A 15,559-nucleotide genomic window follows, 5' to 3' on the forward strand; every position below is an offset into this window, starting at 1 on the left:
CAATTCTTCACACAAAACACGGTAAGAATCCGACAAATGCGATTTCCGGTATCGGATACTATCAAAGTATCCGTTGTGTCCGGAAAAATGTCACGCTGTTTTTTGACCGCGAATCTCCGGGCGATTGCCGCTGGAACTAAGCTGCGGTGGCGGTCGATTGGCGGCCTCTTCGGGGCTCATCCGCACGAATCCCAGCATCGGTTTATCCTGGCCCGCGAGCATCACTTGCACGGCCGCGCGCACGTCGCCAACCAGGACGGGTTGCTGGCTCGTTTGCCCGGTTCGGTTGTTCTGCGCCTCCGCGATCCCGATCAGGACTGGCAGGTAATCGGGCGTTTCGCTGCGCATCCGGTAGCCGCGGTACCGGTTGACGAACTCGTTTCGCACGAACGGCCACTCCTTCTCGTCCTTCGAGCCGACAAGCACCCAGCCGCCCATCTCGACGATCACGCGATGAATCAGAGCGTCGTCGAACACGACGCTGTTGTACGTGCCGCACGAGCGCGCCGCGGTGTCGACCTTCGCCCACGCAACCAGCGCGGCATCCTGCGTCGAGCCGCCCAGCATCTTCACGATGTCGGCCGGCATCGGCATGAACTGGCCGGAATCCGGGTTGACGCTATGGCGCCCGAACGCATCGCTGATAGCGGGGAGGTCGAATGGCTTCATCGCGTTCCACCACACATCCGCGCTGAAGTCGGAGAAGTCGCGCCGATAGAAAGCATGCACGTCGGCGATCAGCGCAACGAAGGCGCCGTGGTCGTTCGGGGTCATTGCTGGGCTCCTCCCTGCTGAGACTGGAATCGCGCGGCGGCGCGGGCGGCGACATCACGATTGCGGGCTTCGAGCGCCTCTTGCTTGTTCGCTGGCTGCGCGCCGGCGCGCGCGTGCGTTGCGCCGCCATCAGTACGCTGGCGCTCAACCCAACTCGCCTTGAAACCGGCCCATCCCTCGTCGACGGCATACTTCACCGCCTGGGCAGGAGACATGCCGAGCTTCGCAGCCTCGTCCTTCACGGTGTCCCATGCGGTCTGCGTCAGCGGTAAGCGCTTGGCCTTGCGAAGCGTCAGCCAATCCGCGGCCACCTGCCGATCGACGCCTTCCGCCGATAACGCCTTCGCGTTGAGGGCCGAGGATTCGCTAGCGCCGCGCTTGCGCGTGCGCGTTACTTTCTTATCTCCCTCTGCTTCTGTATCTGACTCTGTATCTGGCGGTGTTACCTGACCGTCACCTTGTCCGTTAGGTAACGCGTTACCGGGTGCGTTACCGTCTCCGTTGTCGTCCGGCCCGGCGTCGGAGGCTGCAGCCTCGGCGCGCTTGCGTTCCTTGAATCGCCGTTGGCGTTCTGCGCCGCTCGGGTCCGCATCGCTCCGGAACTGGCGCTTTTCCCAGCCGGTTGGCTGCCAGTTCTCATCGATCAGATTGACTGCCTGCAGGCGCTTCTTGACCTCGCGGATGATGGCGTGGTCGATCCAGAGCCGCTGCGCAACGATGCGGTCTAGAAGCTCGGGAGCGCACTTCTGATCGATCACGCCGCCGCACTTGAGGGCTAGGACGCCGATGAAATGGCGTTGATCCTCGAACGCGAGGGAGATCATCTTCGGATCATTCAAAAAGTCCGAGTACATCCGGAACCACGGTAAGCTTTTAGTCGTCATCGTCGGCTCCTTACTGCGCCGCCGGCGCACGACTTTCGATCTTCGGTCGCGGCGTTTCCGGTTTGTCTTTGCCGCGTCCCATGCCGGTGATGCGGCCAGGAACATCGCGCAACCCGAGCAGGTCGATCACGGTCATCGGCTCGTCGTTCGGCCCGATGTATTCGGAGCTGAGCTGCGCTAACTGGAGCGCGCGGGCGCTGCTGACGGCCTTGTGCCCGTTCTTGATGCCGTTCCAGTAGATCATGCTGACTTCGAGGCGATCGACGATGCGGCGAACGACATCCATGCCGTAGTGGTCGTGGAATTCCTTGGCGTTCAAGGGCAGGCTCCTTAGGTGGATAGAACGGATACCATTGTAGCATCCGATCCTCAGAAAGTATCCCTGCGTGAAGGGTGAGCCTACTTTTCTAAGCCTTTGATAACCCTAACAAAGATACTTCTAAGGTTGCGTTTCGGACAAAAACGCTTCACTATTCGCCCCATAGAGACCACTACCTTGGCGCATTGCAGCGGCACGCCCGCTCTCGAATAAACGCAGCGAGGCCCTCAGCTACGGGGCCGGAGCTGGCGAACACTTTGGAACCGAAATCATGGCTGACACGATCGAGCAAATACGCTGGAGAAACTTCGAGTTTCTTTTCCAGAAGTTCAAGGACGAGGTGCGTCGCGCCGATCCGGAAGCCAAAGACAGAGGGATGCTAAAAGCGTTCTCAGAGCGGCTTGGGATGAACCGTGTCTATGTCTCTCAAGTGAACAACCATCGCAAAGTGATTGGTACTGAGACAGCGGACAAGATAGAGAACGTATTGAAGCTAGGGAAAGGGTGGATGGACACTGACCACACCATAGAGGCCCTTGCTGACAACGATGATGCTCGTGCATTCAACGAGGCAGTGATGGCGCTGTATGCTCAGGCGCCTGAGGCTTCGAAGTCTGCACTTCTCAAGATATTTTCCGCACTTGTCGCTGGGAAGCCTCTAGACAAAATCACGTAAAAGTTACCTTTTCTGCGCGCATTTAATTTGATGCGCGTGGAAAAAAACTGTGTCAAAATGTAATCTGAAGTAATGCCAGCGGTAAGAAAGGCCGCGCACTTCGCAACAAAAGCAAACGCTTGGGGGCAACAAATGGAAGGTACTTCACTGCGCGCCGCTGTACCCTGCGATGCAGATTCGGCCGTGTGCACGGCATCTGCCTTATCGCCAGGGTGGGAGGAGATCGATGAGATCCGCGCCATGGCAAGCGGGATCCCGGCTGATCAACGTCAGGAGGTATTGGCGAAGATGAGGGCGCTTATTTTTTCGCCCAAAACGGATACCAACATGGTGACGTTTATCGCTTGACGATACTGTTATGGTTCTGGTACAGTTTCTATACCGTGTCATTAGTGCGAGTTGAGAGATCGCGCTAGTGTCGGTTCCTTCCGCGCCAATTGATATTGGTGCTTCCGCCGAACGGATGCCGTGGCGGTTTTTTATTCTTCGGCCGTCGCCCGATCATATCGCGCGTCGGCTGTTGCGTTTCTGGCACGCTGAAAAGCGAAAGCCCGCGCTCGGCGGGCTCATCGTAATTCTCGTAACGTCATTGGCTATAACCTCAGCACGGGGTTTCGTTGCGCGCGCGAGCACATGATTTCGTCACGCTCCGAGTGCTGGTTTCGGCCGATCGGCTCGACAACTGCCGACCGGCAGCGGTAATAACGCCAAGCGCCTGAATGTGCATTTCATCGATTGATCCTCCCTGATTGATCGTGGTCAGTGATGCTCAGCAAACTGCTTGCGCGCTTTCTCTGACGCGCTATCGGTGATCGACTTCTTCACCAGTTCTCGGACAAGTGCGGCAAGCGCCTTGTCATCGTGATAGGCGGCGCGGATCCGTTCCGCGTCCGATAGTTCTACTGACTGCATCCCGGCGACCAGTTCTTCGCCCGGCAGTGTTCGCAGTGCTTCCTCAATCAATTCGCCGGCGAACTCGTTGAGATCGTCCAGTACGTCGTACTCGGCGTAGTGTCGCCCCGCCGCGCGATCGAGGTGCGCATCGCATGAGGTTTCGAATCTGCGCGACATGGCTTTCTCCCCTTGTTGGCTCGTGATCGAGTACAATTAAAGGATACCAACATGGTATCGCTTTGTGCAAGGGAATTTTCCGTGACAGTCCGTTCCGCAGCCCGGTGCGCCGGGCGAGAGGGGTGAAAAGTGAGTCCGAAAGTCTACCCGGTCGTCATCTGTCTGGCGTTCAGTGGCGCGGTGCTACTAACGGTCGCGCTGCGCTGCATCGTCGGCAGCCTGGTCCGACGCATCCGCGAAAGTGACGAGCGGGCCCGGGCGAACCGGCGCCGTCGATCAATTGAGGAGGCGCGGTGGCGCGACATCGAGCGCCGGGCCGACCTGATGGCGGGATTCCACCGCAGGCTGCGGGGTGTCGCGTGAGGACGGCCGCTTGGTTGATGTGCTGGCCGCTGCTCGGCTTGATGTGGGTCACCGCGACGGTGGGCGACTCGATGGAGGATGCCTGCCTCGCGCTCGACGAGACGATCGGCCGTCTGCTCGACTACGCGGAGAGCGAATGACGCTGACGAAAGCGATCGAGGTCGCCCGGCGCGTGATGGCCGAGCACGGCGGCGTCGAGATGGAGATCGCCGACATGCGGCCGCGCGCCGTCCCGCTGAACCCCGACAACCCCGAACAGATCGAGATCGCGCAGGCGTTGAACACGCTGGCCGCAGCCTCGCTGTCGCTCGCGAACTCTGGCTACTGACGAGGTGTGACATGAAATAACGCTGACCGCCTGCTGCTGGTACTGCTTCCCCGCCGCGAAAGTGTGGGGTTCGCCCGCCGAGCGAGTGTTAAAGAAGTCGGCCGCGACCTGTAGAACCTGCGCCTGCCAAGCGACGCGAAGGTCAAGTAACGGGCAGTGGCATGCCGCCGGAAACGTAACCGGCAGCAGTACATGCGCGACCGCGCTTGATTCGATTCAACGAAATGGCCCTGTTCGGGCCACGCGCGCCGCTGACCGCCCGCAGGGCGCGCATACAAAAGAGGGAACGCCCAAGGCAGCTAACCGGTGGATGCCGGCTCTGTGCCGCGGGTGTGTCTCTATACACCTTCACGCATTGCGATAACTGACAAAAGAGGCGTTCGCCGGACAGACCGGAAATCTGTTCTAAGTTGTCGTAAGCCGTGAGGGTGGTAGCTCAGGGAGCAGGCCGGATTCCAAATCCGAGTCGAGCGAGGTTCGATTCCTTCACTGCCCGCCAGAGGGTGGTCCCGGTACGCAATCCGGCAAGTGGGGGAAGAGCCCGCGCATCTTTCGCTAGTAACGCCCTCGTAGCTCAGCACGGCAGAGCAGTCCCTCTGTAAGGGACGGGTCGCAGGTTCGAATCCATGCCGGGGGCACCAGATCATCATGCGAGCGTGGCCGAATGGTCAGGCGGCGGCCTTCCAAGCCGTTCACACGAGTTCGATTCTCGTCGTTCGCTCCAAGTTGCGCTGCTCCCGGTGCGAATTCGTAGCTGGAGACCAAAACCTATCCAGACGAAATCGCACCGGCGAGCGCGCACTCGTTTTCACAGCTGGGGCGCCTAGCGGATGAGTGGCGCCATCTGTACGAGTAACCGCCGCAGGTCATGACGGGGTGCATGCTGGGGCCTTTGCCCGCTTCGGCGGGATTTTCCCAAGCGCCGGGCGTGACCAATTCCGAACAAGCCGCAGGAGATCAGATGGCGCGACGCAAGAATGCCGACGTCGCGGTCGCTGGCGCTGCGAGCTCGCGGCCCATGCCGCCGAGCGACATGCTCAACGACCTGACGCTGACGCGCCGGATCGTGCCGGCCCACGACATGTCGGATTGGGTGTGGCAGTCCATCCTCCGCGAGGGCGCGCCGCTACACAACGACGATCACCGGCACCTCTGGGATGCTGACATCGCTTATCTCTGGGCATCGGCTGAGAACACGAAGCGCATGCGCCGTGTTGTCGGCCAGTGCGAGGAGGTGATGATCCGCGCTGGTGGATGGCAGAAGGCTCGGCAGGAGCAACAGTTCTGCGAATGGTTCGGCCGGGTGCCGGACTTTCTGATCACGTTCGATGCGCACTACGCGCACGAGTGCAGCGATCTTCAGTGGTGCGCGCTGGTCGAACACGAGCTGTACCACGTCGGGCAGCGAGTCGACGACTTCGGTGCGCCTGCGTTCACGAAGGACGGCATGCCGAAGCTCGGCATTCGCGGGCACGACGTCGAAGAGTTCGTCGGCATCGTCCGGCGGTACGGCATCGCGGGTGGCTCGGGCGATACGGAGGCGTTCGTTGCTGCTGCGCAGCGGGCGCCGGAGATCGGGCGTGTCGAGATCGGCCACGCCTGCGGGACGTGCATGCTGCGCGCGGCATAACCGATACCCAACCAATACGGAATTCACGCAATGGCAACGCTCAATGAGGCGGTCAAGTGCTTCATTGTGCAAGCGCTTGCCTGCTACGACACCCCCACCGAGGTAGCAGATTCGGTGAAGGCCGAATTCGGCATCGAAGTTTCCCGCGTGCAGGTCGCGCAGTACGACCCTACAAAGGTCGCCGGGAAAGGCGTCGGCAAGAAGTGGGTGGAGCTGTTCCACGCCACGCGCGAGCGCTTTCGCCGCGAGGTGGCGGAGATTCCCATCGCCGACCAGGCGTACCGGCTGCGTCAATTGGGGCGCCTGTTCGATCGCACCGCGCGCAGCGGTAACACGGTGGGCGCCGCGCAGTTGCTTGAGCAGGCCGCGAAGGAGGCGGGCGGCGCGTTCACGAACCGGCAGAAGCTTGAGCACACGGGGAAGGACGGCTCGCCGATCAAGACTGCGGCCGTCCCGGTCGATCTGGATGAATTGACCGATGCTGAACTCGACCTACTCGAGCGTATCGCTGCTCGGCGCCAGCCTGGAGGAAATCCGGGCTGAGCGTGAAAAGCGCCGCCAGAATAAGCTGGCCGAGCTGCGGAAGAGCCTCTCGGCCAGCCACCTCGAATTCTCGAAGCACTTCTTCCGTGCGCGGCAGGGCATCGAGTTCCGTGTGAACTGGCACCACGTGCTGATCTGCGACATCGTGCAGCGTGTGATGGATGGCACGTCGAAGAACGTCGTTATCAACGTCCCGCCGGGCTCATCGAAGACGGAGCTCGTCGCGATCAATCTGATCGCGCGCGGCCTAGCAGTCAACCCGCGCGCGCGCTTTCTGCACATCTCGTATTCAGACGACCTCGCGCTGCTCAACAGCGAGACATCGCGCGAGATTGTCGGCTCCGACGACTTTCAGGCCATTTGGCCGATGACGATCGCCGCCGACGCGAAGTCGAAGAAGCGATGGAACGTGGTCGTCAACGGCAAGAAGGCCGGCGGCGTATACGCAGTGTCGCTCGGCGGTCAGATAACTGGCTTTCGTGCTGGGCACATGGCCGAGGGCTGGCAGGGCGCGATCATCATCGACGACCCGCTAAAGGTCGAGGATGCGTACAGCAAGACGAATCGTGACAAGGCGAATCGGAAGCTGATGTCCACGGTGAAGAGCCGGAAGGCGAACCCGGACACGCCGATCATCGTGATCATGCAGCGTCTCGCCGAAGAGGATCCGACCGGCTTCATCAAGTCGGGGAAGATGCCCGGCGAGTGGGAATTCATCGAAATTCCAGCGTTGATTACCGACGACTACGTCGCCGCGCTGCCGGAGCACATCCGCGCGATGGTTGACAGCGAAGAGCGCGACGACGATGGCCGGTTTAGCTACTGGCCATACAAAGAGCCTCTGCAGGAACTGCTCGCGGCCGAGAAGGCCGACGCGTACGTGTTCAACGGTCAGTACATGCAGCGGCCGGCACCGCTGGGCGGCGGGATCATCCAAAGCGGCAAGTTCGTGCGTTACGGCGCGCTGCCGCAGCTGCAATACCGGAAGATCTTCGCCGACACGGCGCAAAAGACGGCGGAGCGGAACGACTACAGCGTGTTCCAGTGCTGGGGTCTGGGCTACGACAAGCGCATCTATCTGATCGACCAGATCCGCGGCAAGTGGAAGGCGCCCGAGCTTAAACAGCGGGCGATCGACTTCTGGAACAAGCACGCGGCCATCGGAGCTGACGATCCTAGCGCGGCCGTGCTTCGCCAGATGAAGGTCGAGGACAAGTCGAGCGGTACCGGCCTCATCCAAGACATTCAGGCGGACGGCGGCATTCCGATCGAAGGTATCGAGCGGGTGAAGGACAAGCTAACGCGCGTCATGGACGTTGTCAGCCATATCGACGTCGGCAACGTATGCGTGCCGGCCGATGCGCCTTTCGTCAACGACTTCATCACCGAGTGCGACTCGTTCACAGCGGACGACACGCATATGCACGACGACCAGATCGATCCGATGGTCGACGCCATCAATGACATGCTGGGAGGCGCGAAAGACCTGTCGGTCTGGGAGCGGCTCGCCGGTTGAGCACGAAGGACTTCCCGAGGATGTCGAGAAAGAATCGAAACGCGCGGCCGTCGCCGCCGGCTACTGCTGCGCCGAAGCAGCGCACAACCGACTCGTTCGCAAATTTCGAGGCGCGACTCGGTTGGGGCGCAGACAACCAGGCGTCCGCATCGCAGTACACGCTGTCGTATCAGAGCCGCAACCGCGTCTGGCTCGAAGCCGCGTATCGCGGATCGTGGATCGTGCGTGCCGCGGTTGATGCGATCCCCGAGGACATGACGCGCAAGGGCATTGCGATGTCGGGCCTCGAGCCGACCGCCGCCACGAAGCTCGACAACGCGATGACGGAGTTGGCGATCTGGGATCAGCTGTGCGACACCGGAAAGTGGGCGCAGTTGTACGGCGGCGCGATTGCCGTGATGCTGATCGATGGGCAGGACATGGAGACTCCACTCCGGCCTGAGACCATCGGCAAAGGCCAATTCAAGGGCCTCGTCGTGCTGGACCGCTGGATGGTGGCGCCGCCGGTAGGCGAGATCGTTACTGAGTTTGGTCCCGACATGGGCATGCCGAAGTTCTACGACGTTCTTACCGACTCCGTCGGACTTCCGAAGGGGCGCATCCACTACTCGCGCGTGATTCGCATGGATGGCGAGGCGCTGCCGTTCTACCAGCGCATCAGCGAGAACGGATGGGGGCTGTCGATCCTTGAGCCAATGTGGGACCGACTGATTGCGTTTGACAGCGCGTCGGTCGGCACCGGGCAGCTCGTCTACAAGGCGCACCTTCGCGTCCTGCAGGTCGAGAAGCTGCGCGACATCATCGCGGCGGGCGGCCCTGCGTTGGCCGGCTTGAAGGGGCAAATTGAGTTCACGCGTCTCGCGCAGACCAACGAGGGCATGACTGTTCTCGACTCGACGGACAAGTTCGAGACGCATCAGTACTCGTTCTCGGGGCTGTCAGACGTGCTGATCCGGTTCGCCGAGCAACTGAGTGGCGCGACGGGCATCCCGCTCACGCGCCTGTTCGGTCAGTCGCCCGGCGGCCTCGGCGCGACCGGTGATGGCGAGATGAAGCAGTACCACGAGAAGGTCAACACCCGGCAGGAGCGCAAGCTGCGCCGCCCGCTGGGTCGCCTACTCGATGTGCTATCTCGTTCAGTGCTTGGCGCGCCCCTGCCGGAGGACTTCACGTTCACGTTCCGGCCGCTTCAGGAGATGTCGGCCGCAGAGAAGGCTGAGATCGGAAACAAGACGGTCGATTCGGTTACGAAGGCTGTCGATGCTGAACTGATCACGCCGAGTCAAGGCATGCGTGAACTGAAGGCGTCGTCCGAAGATACCGGCCTGTTCGGCGACATCAGTGACGAGCAGATCAAATTGGCCGAAATGACCGAGAAGATCGACGATCCGCCACCGATCGACACTTCGTTGCCGGACGATCTCTTGCGGCCGGCCGGCGCGCGAACGAGCGATTCCATCATCCGCAGATTGTTCCGACGACGATGACACTGACACTCGACCGCCGGCGGGGCCGGCCGGAGAACCCGGCGCGCCTGAGCGGAGCCGAGCGCCGATACCGGTCTCAGCTGCGCAAGATAGGTGGTCAGGTGGGGATGCTGGTTGACGGCTTCCCTGCCGGCGACCCGGCGTCCGCATCCTTCATCGAGGAGATGCTGCGCCGATACGCGGATGCGCTCGCGCCGTGGGCTGAGGTCACGGCTGCGCAGATGATCGCCGACGTGAATCGACGCGATGAGCAGTCTTGGATGCGTCGCGCTGCCGACATGTCGAATGCGCTGCGCGACGAGATCCGCGGCGCTCCGACCGGAGACCTGATGCGCGCGCTGATGGCTGAGCAGGTGACGCTGATCAAGTCTATCCCGCTCGAGGCCGCGCAGCGCGTGCACCGCCTGGCGCTTGATCGAATGGCTGATGGTGGCCGCGCGGCCGAGATCTCGCGAATGATCCAGGCATCCGGAGAGGTGGCGAAAAGCCGGGCAGACCTGATCGCCCGGACGGAAGTCAGTCGTGCGGCATCAAATCTGACGGAGGCCCGCGCGCTTCATGTCGGAAGCCCGGGCTATGTCTGGCGCACGTCGGAAGACTCTGACGTACGCGCCGATCACCGGATCCTAGAGGGGCGGTTCATCCCGTGGGACCAGCCGCCGATCGCGGACCGGCGCACCGGACGTCGTGCGCATGCCGGGTGCATCTACGGCTGCCGATGCTGGCAGGACGTAGTTTTGCCGAGAGGATGAGGACGATGACATCACAAATCACGATCCGCGTGAGTACCGCGTGGTGGCTGCCGCTCTACATGCGCGGCTTGGCCGCCTGGTGCCGGCTCACGCGCAGTCAACCGAATTACGGCAGCGTCGAGCGAATCGTCCGGCGTGCCGTTCGAACGGGCTTCGAAAGCTGACATGCGCATTTACACCACAGACCACGCGTGTTCGTGTGGCGGCACTGCTGCGCACGCGCCGCACGTAAAGGCGCACACGCGCGACGGCGTTACCGCCTCGGGCATGTACACGGCCGAGAAGATCGGCGTGCGTCGTTCGATCACGCCCGAGGGCTTCCTCCTCTGCGAGGAAGTGCCCATCGCGCGCATCGGCTCGCAGGACTACGCGTACTTCGAACTGCCCGAGCTTGAGGCGAAGGACGGCGTCATCGTCGCTGAGCGCACTGCTGAGGTGCTGTTCAGCCCGGAGACGCTTGCGAGCTTCGAAGGCAAGCCGATCACGATCGACCATCCGCCGGATTTCGTGACGCCGGCGAACTACATGTCGGTGGCTCGCGGGACCGTGCGTAACGTACGTCGCGGCGAGGGCGCGCAGGCTGATTTGATGCTGGCCGATCTGCTGATCACGGACGCCGAGGCGATCCGCCGCGTTCAGAGCGAAGGTGATGACGCGCTCGACCAGGTCAGCAACGGCTACGACGCCGACTACGAACAAATTGCGCCTGGGCGGGCGCGACAGGTGGTGATCGTGGGCAACCACGTCGCACTCGTGAAAAACGCCCGCTGTGGCCCCGTGTGCTCCATTGGGGATAGCAATCCAACCACTCCGACAGGAGACTCAAGCATGGCAACCAAGAAGCCCGCGCAGTCGACGCTGATCGAGAAACTGCGCAAGGCGTTCATGACGCGCGACTCGGACACGTTCGAGAAAGTCGCGAACGAGATGACGGGTGACGAAGACGGCGACGAAGCCGGCAACGGTCAACCGCAGATCCACATCCACATGCCCGGTGCTGCCGAGGCGAAGCCGGCCGCTACGTCCGCGACGGGCGACGACGGCGCCGGAGGCGGCGCTGACGATCCGATCGCCAAGGTTCTCGCCGCGGTGCAGGGCGTGGACGGCAAGCTGAACGAACTCGCCGAGCGTGTGACGAAGCTCGAAGGCGGCGGCTCGCAGACCGGAGATTCGGACGGCGACGACGACGATGGCGACGGCACGATGACTGGCGATGGTGACGGTGAAGGTGACGACGGTGAAAGCAAGGGCGCCGCCCGCACCGGCGATAGCACCGCGCTCCGCGACGAGTTTCAGGACGCGCTGTCGCGCGCCGAGATCCTCGCCCCGGGCGTCCGCCTGCCGACGTTCGACGCGAAGGCAGTGCGCAAGAAGACCGTCGATTCGATCTGCGTGCTGCGCCGGCGCGCGCTGCGTTCGGCTATGGACAACGAGAACGCAGATTCTGTGAAGGCCGTGACTGGCGGCGCTGACATTGCTGGCATGCCGTGCAATGCGGTGAAAGCATTCTTCAATGCCGCCTCCGAACTCGTCCGCGGGAAGAACTCGGGCGTGATGCAGCGCAAGACGAACGACAGTGCGCCCGTCGAGCGCAAGGACATCAACCAGATCCACGCCGAATTCTGGGCGAACCGCAAGTAAAGGAGCCGAAATGCCCTCGTACCAAGCTTACCAATTCCGGATGCCGGCCGGTTTCCCCGGCGATCTGCAGCGGGCTGAAGTCGCCACGATCGAGTCTCAGTTGATCGATCCGGCCGCACCTCCGACCGCGTTCGGTGTCGCCGTGAAGATGGTGAACGGCAAGATCCAGCCGATCAACAACTCGGCCGACACCGCCGCGATCGTGTACGGCGTCAACCTGCGCGCATACCCGATCCAGGGCAACGGAACCGATCCCCTCGGCACGTCGACGCCTCCGGCGAGCGGTCCGACCGACATCCTGAAGCGCGGGTATGTCGACGTCGCGCTCGGCGGCACGACGGCTGCCGCGAAGAACGGTACCGTCTACGTGCGTGTCGCGGCGGCCGCCTCTGGCAAGCCGCTCGGCGGCTTCGAGGCTGCTGCCGACGGGACGAACACCGTCGCGATGCCGTCGAGCTGGTATTTCACCGGGCCGGCCGACTCGTACGGCGTCACCGAGATCGCCGTCAACATCTGACCCGGCGCTATACAGCGCTTCACCTGAGGCCCCGCTGATGCGGGGCTTTTGCATTTCAGGAGCCATTACATGGATATGTTCGAACAGAAGTATCTGCGCCGGGGCGCAGTGGCGATGGCTGCTGCGCACGCCATCGCCGCCGCATCGCCGGCTGTCGCGGAGGCTTCGCGCCGTCTCGTGCGTGCGCGCACGGCGGATCAGCAGTACACGTACGACGCAGCGACGATCGACTCGACCGGCGCATTCCTCGTCGGCCAGCTCGAACGCCTCGACCAGACGTTGAACGAACCGCTCGTCGAATACACGTGGTCGCGCGACGTCTACATCCGCAGCGACGTGTCGGCCGCTGACGAAGTCGCGTCGTTCACGAACTCGGCCTATGGCATGAGCGGCGGTATCAACCCGAACGGGCTGAACTGGATCTCGAACGAGGGCAACGCGCTCGCCGGCCCGTCGGTCGACATCGGCAAGACGCCGCAGCCGATGCGCCTGTGGGGTGCCGAGGTCAAGTACACGGTGCCCGAGCTGGTGAAGTCGCAGAAGCTCGGGATGCCGATCGACTCGCAGAAGGTCGATGCGATGAACATGAAGCGGAACATGGACATCGACCAGATCGTCTACTACGGCGATGCGCAACTCGGTTTCACCGGCCTGGTGAACTCGAATGGAGCCGTCGGCAGCGTGACGAACGTCGCGAACGGCGCCGCTGGTACGCCGCAATGGAACACGAAGACGCCGAACGAGATCCTCGCCGACGTCAACGAACTCCTGACGTCCGCGTGGCAGGCTTCCGGTTGGAAGGTGAAGCCGAACCGCCTGATGCTGCCGCCGGCGAAGCTCGGATACATCGCGTCGCAGGTGATCAGCTCGTCTGGCAACAAGTCGATCCTGACGTACATCCTCGAGAACAACATCTGCACGCAGCAAGGTGTGCCGCTGGAAATCCTCGAACTGAAGTGGCTGATCGGTGCCGGCGTCGGCGGCACGCAGGGCCAGCTCGGCACGGTGGACCGCATGGTCGCTTACAACAGCGACAAGAAGTACGTGCAGTACCCGATGACCGACCTGCAGCGCACGCCGCTCGAGTACCGCTCGCTGTTCCAGATCACGACCTACTGGTCGCGCTTGGGCCAGATCGAATGGCGCTACGGTGTGACGGCAGCTTACCGCGACGGGATCTGACATGCCGAAACTACACGTCCATACCGCGTTCACGCTGCGTCACGACGACGGCTCGACCGAGAAATTCGCGGTCGGGGAACACAACTTCCCCAAGCCGGTGGCCGCGCACTGGTACGTTCAGCACCACACACGCGAGCCGATCGAGGGCGATGCCGCTCGTGAAGATTCCGCTGACAGCGGCTCCGCAGAGAGCGAGGCGCAGCTGAAGGCGGCCGCCGAGTTCCTGCAGGGCGAGAAGATCGCGCTGGAGGCTCGCGCGGCCGATCTCGACAAGCGTGCCGCCGAGCTCGATGAGCGCAATGCAACGCTCGCCGAACGTGAGCGTGCATTCGATGCTCGGGTGGCCGAGTTCGAGGAAGCGCAACGTGCCGTGGCGCAGGCTGCTGCTGACACAGCGCAACAGAGCGGCGGCAACCAGGCGAAGCCGCAAGGCGGAAAGCGCCAGTCGTGATTGGGGGTATGATGCACTGAGGTGCATCCCCCTCGCTCCCGCGCGCGGCGGTGCGGCAAATCCGGCGCCGCGCGCACTCCTTTTCAGGTGACTAGTGGACATCACAGGATTTCGACAAGCATTCGACGAATTTTCGGACTCCACGAAGTTCCCGGACTCGCTCGTGCAGTTTTGGCTGACGGTCGCGGTTTCTCTCGTGAACCCGAGCCGTTGGATGGAACTGACGGACATCGGCATCGGCCTGGTCACCGCGCATCACGTCGCGCTCGCGACGCGCGACATCAATACGGCTGCCGTCGGCGGTGTTCCCGGTCAAGTGACCGGGCCTCAATCGTCGAAGTCTGTCGACAAGGTGAGCGCGAGCTACGACACCTCAGCCGTCGCGGTCAAGGACGGCGATTTCTGGAACGGGACCATGTACGGCGTCCGTTACCTCAGCCTAGCACGCATGATGGGCGCCGGCGGCTTGCAGTTCTAGCCGTCCCGCTGCTCGTCTGGAGAAACTGATGAGCAGCATCAAAATCGATCGCCTCGACCAAGTGCTGAAGTCGATCAGCGGATTGGTTCAGAGAGAGGTGCTGGTCGGCGTGCCCGACAGCACCGCCGGCCGCAAGGACCAGGGGCAACCGCTCAGCAATGCCGAAATCGGCTACATCATGGAGAGCGGCTCGCCGGCGAACAACATCCCGGCGCGCCCGCACCTCGTTCCGGGCGTGCAAGACGCGCGCCCGAAGTTCGAGCCGCAGTTACAGAAGGGCGTCGAGGCGGCACTCGACGGAGACCTCGAGCAGGTTAATCGCCGACTCAATATGGCTGGACTCGCGGCGCAGAATTCGGTGCGTACTAAAGTGAACAGCAACGTTGCGCCTGAGTTGGCCGAGTCGACGCTCGAGGCGCGGCGCCGGCGTGGCATCACGCGCGAGAACACGCTGGTCGACACTGGCCAGTACCGCAATTCGATCACATACGTGGTCCGCAAGAAGTAGTCTGAAGTTTCCCCGATTCACAAGGGTCGCCCCGCGCGACCCTTTTTCGTTGGCGCTCCCACTATGGCTCTACTCGACGTCGTCGACGTCCTGCTCGACCCAGACTTCATGGACATGGGGCTGGTCTGCAACCGCATGACGCAGATCACCGACGCGCACGGCCGTGCGCAAAACACGCCGACGGCCACGACTTTCGCTGGCGTCGTGACGAGTGACAAGGGCGACCTTCTTCACCGAAATGCGGACGGAAGCCGGATCAACGGGTCGATCACGATTCACACGCCATTCCGGTTGATCGACGGCAGTGCTGGCTTTGATGCAGACGAGATCGTCTGGTCCGGCCGCGCCTACACGGTCGTCAGCGTGAACGACTACTCGCACTTCGGCCGTGGCTTCGTCTGCGCGACGTGCGACCTAAAACCTCTTTCGGGATGACCCC

General features: G+C 62.4%; 21 protein-coding genes and 2 tRNA genes. 19 read left to right on the plus strand and 4 right to left on the minus strand.

Features of this window, described 5'->3' with window-relative positions; translation table 11 throughout:
• Window positions 1-90: 90 nt before the first annotated feature.
• Genes G3O00_RS01690 through G3O00_RS01700 form a run of 3 tightly spaced genes read right to left on the minus strand, consistent with a single transcriptional unit; the run spans window position 91 to window position 1,977 of the window.
• Window positions 91-774, minus strand: coding sequence for a DUF6475 domain-containing protein (locus G3O00_RS01690; protein WP_206141831.1), 684 nt, complete (start codon window positions 772-774; stop codon window positions 91-93).
• Window positions 771-1,658 carry a hypothetical protein gene (locus tag G3O00_RS01695; RefSeq protein ID WP_206141832.1) on the minus strand — a complete coding sequence of 296 codons (888 nt, stop codon included), beginning with the start codon at window positions 1,656-1,658 and terminating at the stop codon, window positions 771-773. Before G3O00_RS01695 ends, G3O00_RS01690 begins: the two co-directional genes overlap by 4 nt.
• A 10-nt stretch (window positions 1,659-1,668) precedes the next feature.
• Window positions 1,669-1,977 carry a hypothetical protein gene (locus G3O00_RS01700; protein ID WP_206141833.1) on the minus strand — a complete coding sequence of 103 codons (309 nt, stop codon included), beginning with the start codon at window positions 1,975-1,977 and terminating at the stop codon, window positions 1,669-1,671.
• Window positions 1,978-2,248: 271 nt separating this feature from the next.
• On the opposite strand from G3O00_RS01700, the gene G3O00_RS01705 reads away from it, so the two are divergent.
• Window positions 2,249-2,653 carry a hypothetical protein gene (locus tag G3O00_RS01705; RefSeq protein WP_206141834.1) on the plus strand — a complete coding sequence of 135 codons (405 nt, stop codon included), beginning with the start codon at window positions 2,249-2,251 and terminating at the stop codon, window positions 2,651-2,653.
• Between the two features lie 759 nt (window positions 2,654-3,412).
• Here the strand turns inward: G3O00_RS01705 and G3O00_RS01710 are convergent.
• Window positions 3,413-3,724 carry a hypothetical protein gene (locus G3O00_RS01710; RefSeq protein WP_206141835.1) on the minus strand — a complete coding sequence of 104 codons (312 nt, stop codon included), beginning with the start codon at window positions 3,722-3,724 and terminating at the stop codon, window positions 3,413-3,415.
• 129 nt (window positions 3,725-3,853) lie between these two features.
• Between G3O00_RS01710 and G3O00_RS01715 the strand changes: the two genes are divergently transcribed.
• The 18 genes from G3O00_RS01715 to G3O00_RS01800 all read left to right on the plus strand — a co-directional run bounded on the left by G3O00_RS01715 (window position 3,854) and on the right by G3O00_RS01800 (window position 15,555).
• Window positions 3,854-4,087, plus strand: a complete 234-nt coding sequence (locus G3O00_RS01715) for a hypothetical protein (protein WP_206141836.1) — start codon at window positions 3,854-3,856, stop codon at window positions 4,085-4,087.
• On the plus strand, window positions 4,084-4,227 hold the full coding sequence (locus G3O00_RS01720) for a hypothetical protein (RefSeq protein WP_206141837.1): 144 nt from the start codon (window positions 4,084-4,086) through the stop codon (window positions 4,225-4,227). Before G3O00_RS01715 ends, G3O00_RS01720 begins: the two co-directional genes overlap by 4 nt.
• A complete protein-coding gene (locus tag G3O00_RS01725; protein WP_206141838.1) occupies window positions 4,224-4,415 on the plus strand; it encodes a hypothetical protein in 192 nt (63 codons plus the stop codon). Before G3O00_RS01720 ends, G3O00_RS01725 begins: the two co-directional genes overlap by 4 nt.
• Window positions 4,416-4,978: 563 nt before the next feature.
• Window positions 4,979-5,056: transfer RNA gene (locus G3O00_RS01730), tRNA-Thr, on the plus strand.
• 9 nt (window positions 5,057-5,065) lie between these two features.
• Window positions 5,066-5,139 (plus strand) — tRNA-Gly (locus G3O00_RS01735).
• Window positions 5,140-5,433: 294 nt separating this feature from the next.
• Window positions 5,434-6,045 (plus strand): putative metallopeptidase, encoded by a 612-nt coding sequence (locus G3O00_RS01740; protein ID WP_241024896.1) that lies wholly within the window; start codon window positions 5,434-5,436, stop codon window positions 6,043-6,045.
• A gap of 30 nt (window positions 6,046-6,075) precedes the next feature.
• Window positions 6,076-6,588 (plus strand): DUF2280 domain-containing protein, encoded by a 513-nt coding sequence (locus G3O00_RS01745; protein ID WP_206141839.1) that lies wholly within the window; start codon window positions 6,076-6,078, stop codon window positions 6,586-6,588.
• Window positions 6,524-8,104, plus strand: coding sequence for a phage terminase large subunit (terL, locus tag G3O00_RS01750; RefSeq protein ID WP_206141840.1), 1,581 nt, complete (start codon window positions 6,524-6,526; stop codon window positions 8,102-8,104). The genes G3O00_RS01745 and terL overlap by 65 nt, the downstream gene beginning before the upstream one ends.
• Before the next feature lie 20 nt (window positions 8,105-8,124).
• Window positions 8,125-9,591 (plus strand): DUF1073 domain-containing protein, encoded by a 1,467-nt coding sequence (locus G3O00_RS01755; protein WP_206141841.1) that lies wholly within the window; start codon window positions 8,125-8,127, stop codon window positions 9,589-9,591.
• A complete protein-coding gene (locus tag G3O00_RS01760) occupies window positions 9,588-10,343 on the plus strand; it encodes a phage minor head protein (protein WP_206141842.1) in 756 nt (251 codons plus the stop codon). The genes G3O00_RS01755 and G3O00_RS01760 overlap by 4 nt, the downstream gene beginning before the upstream one ends.
• A 5-nt stretch (window positions 10,344-10,348) precedes the next feature.
• On the plus strand, window positions 10,349-10,507 hold the full coding sequence (locus G3O00_RS01765; protein ID WP_206141843.1) for a hypothetical protein: 159 nt from the start codon (window positions 10,349-10,351) through the stop codon (window positions 10,505-10,507).
• A 1-nt stretch (window position 10,508) separates the two neighbouring features.
• Window positions 10,509-11,984 carry a DUF2213 domain-containing protein gene (locus tag G3O00_RS01770; protein WP_206141844.1) on the plus strand — a complete coding sequence of 492 codons (1,476 nt, stop codon included), beginning with the start codon at window positions 10,509-10,511 and terminating at the stop codon, window positions 11,982-11,984.
• 10 nt (window positions 11,985-11,994) lie between these two features.
• Complete coding sequence (locus G3O00_RS01775) at window positions 11,995-12,501, plus strand: hypothetical protein (RefSeq protein WP_206141845.1); 507 nt, start codon at window positions 11,995-11,997, stop codon at window positions 12,499-12,501.
• Between the two features lie 69 nt (window positions 12,502-12,570).
• Window positions 12,571-13,683 (plus strand): DUF2184 domain-containing protein, encoded by a 1,113-nt coding sequence (locus G3O00_RS01780; protein WP_206141846.1) that lies wholly within the window; start codon window positions 12,571-12,573, stop codon window positions 13,681-13,683.
• A gap of 1 nt (window position 13,684) precedes the next feature.
• A complete protein-coding gene (locus G3O00_RS01785) occupies window positions 13,685-14,134 on the plus strand; it encodes a hypothetical protein (protein WP_206141847.1) in 450 nt (149 codons plus the stop codon).
• A 94-nt stretch (window positions 14,135-14,228) separates the two neighbouring features.
• Window positions 14,229-14,612, plus strand: a complete 384-nt coding sequence (locus G3O00_RS01790; RefSeq protein ID WP_206141848.1) for a DUF4054 domain-containing protein — start codon at window positions 14,229-14,231, stop codon at window positions 14,610-14,612.
• A 28-nt stretch (window positions 14,613-14,640) separates the two neighbouring features.
• On the plus strand, window positions 14,641-15,120 hold the full coding sequence (locus G3O00_RS01795) for a hypothetical protein (protein WP_206141849.1): 480 nt from the start codon (window positions 14,641-14,643) through the stop codon (window positions 15,118-15,120).
• Between the two features lie 63 nt (window positions 15,121-15,183).
• Window positions 15,184-15,555 carry a hypothetical protein gene (locus G3O00_RS01800; protein ID WP_206141850.1) on the plus strand — a complete coding sequence of 124 codons (372 nt, stop codon included), beginning with the start codon at window positions 15,184-15,186 and terminating at the stop codon, window positions 15,553-15,555.
• Window positions 15,556-15,559: the final 4 nt, after the last annotated feature.

The sequence above is a fragment of the Burkholderia sp. Ac-20384 genome (assembly GCF_017104605.1).
Taxonomy (GTDB): Bacteria; Pseudomonadota; Gammaproteobacteria; order Burkholderiales; family Burkholderiaceae; genus Burkholderia; species Burkholderia lata.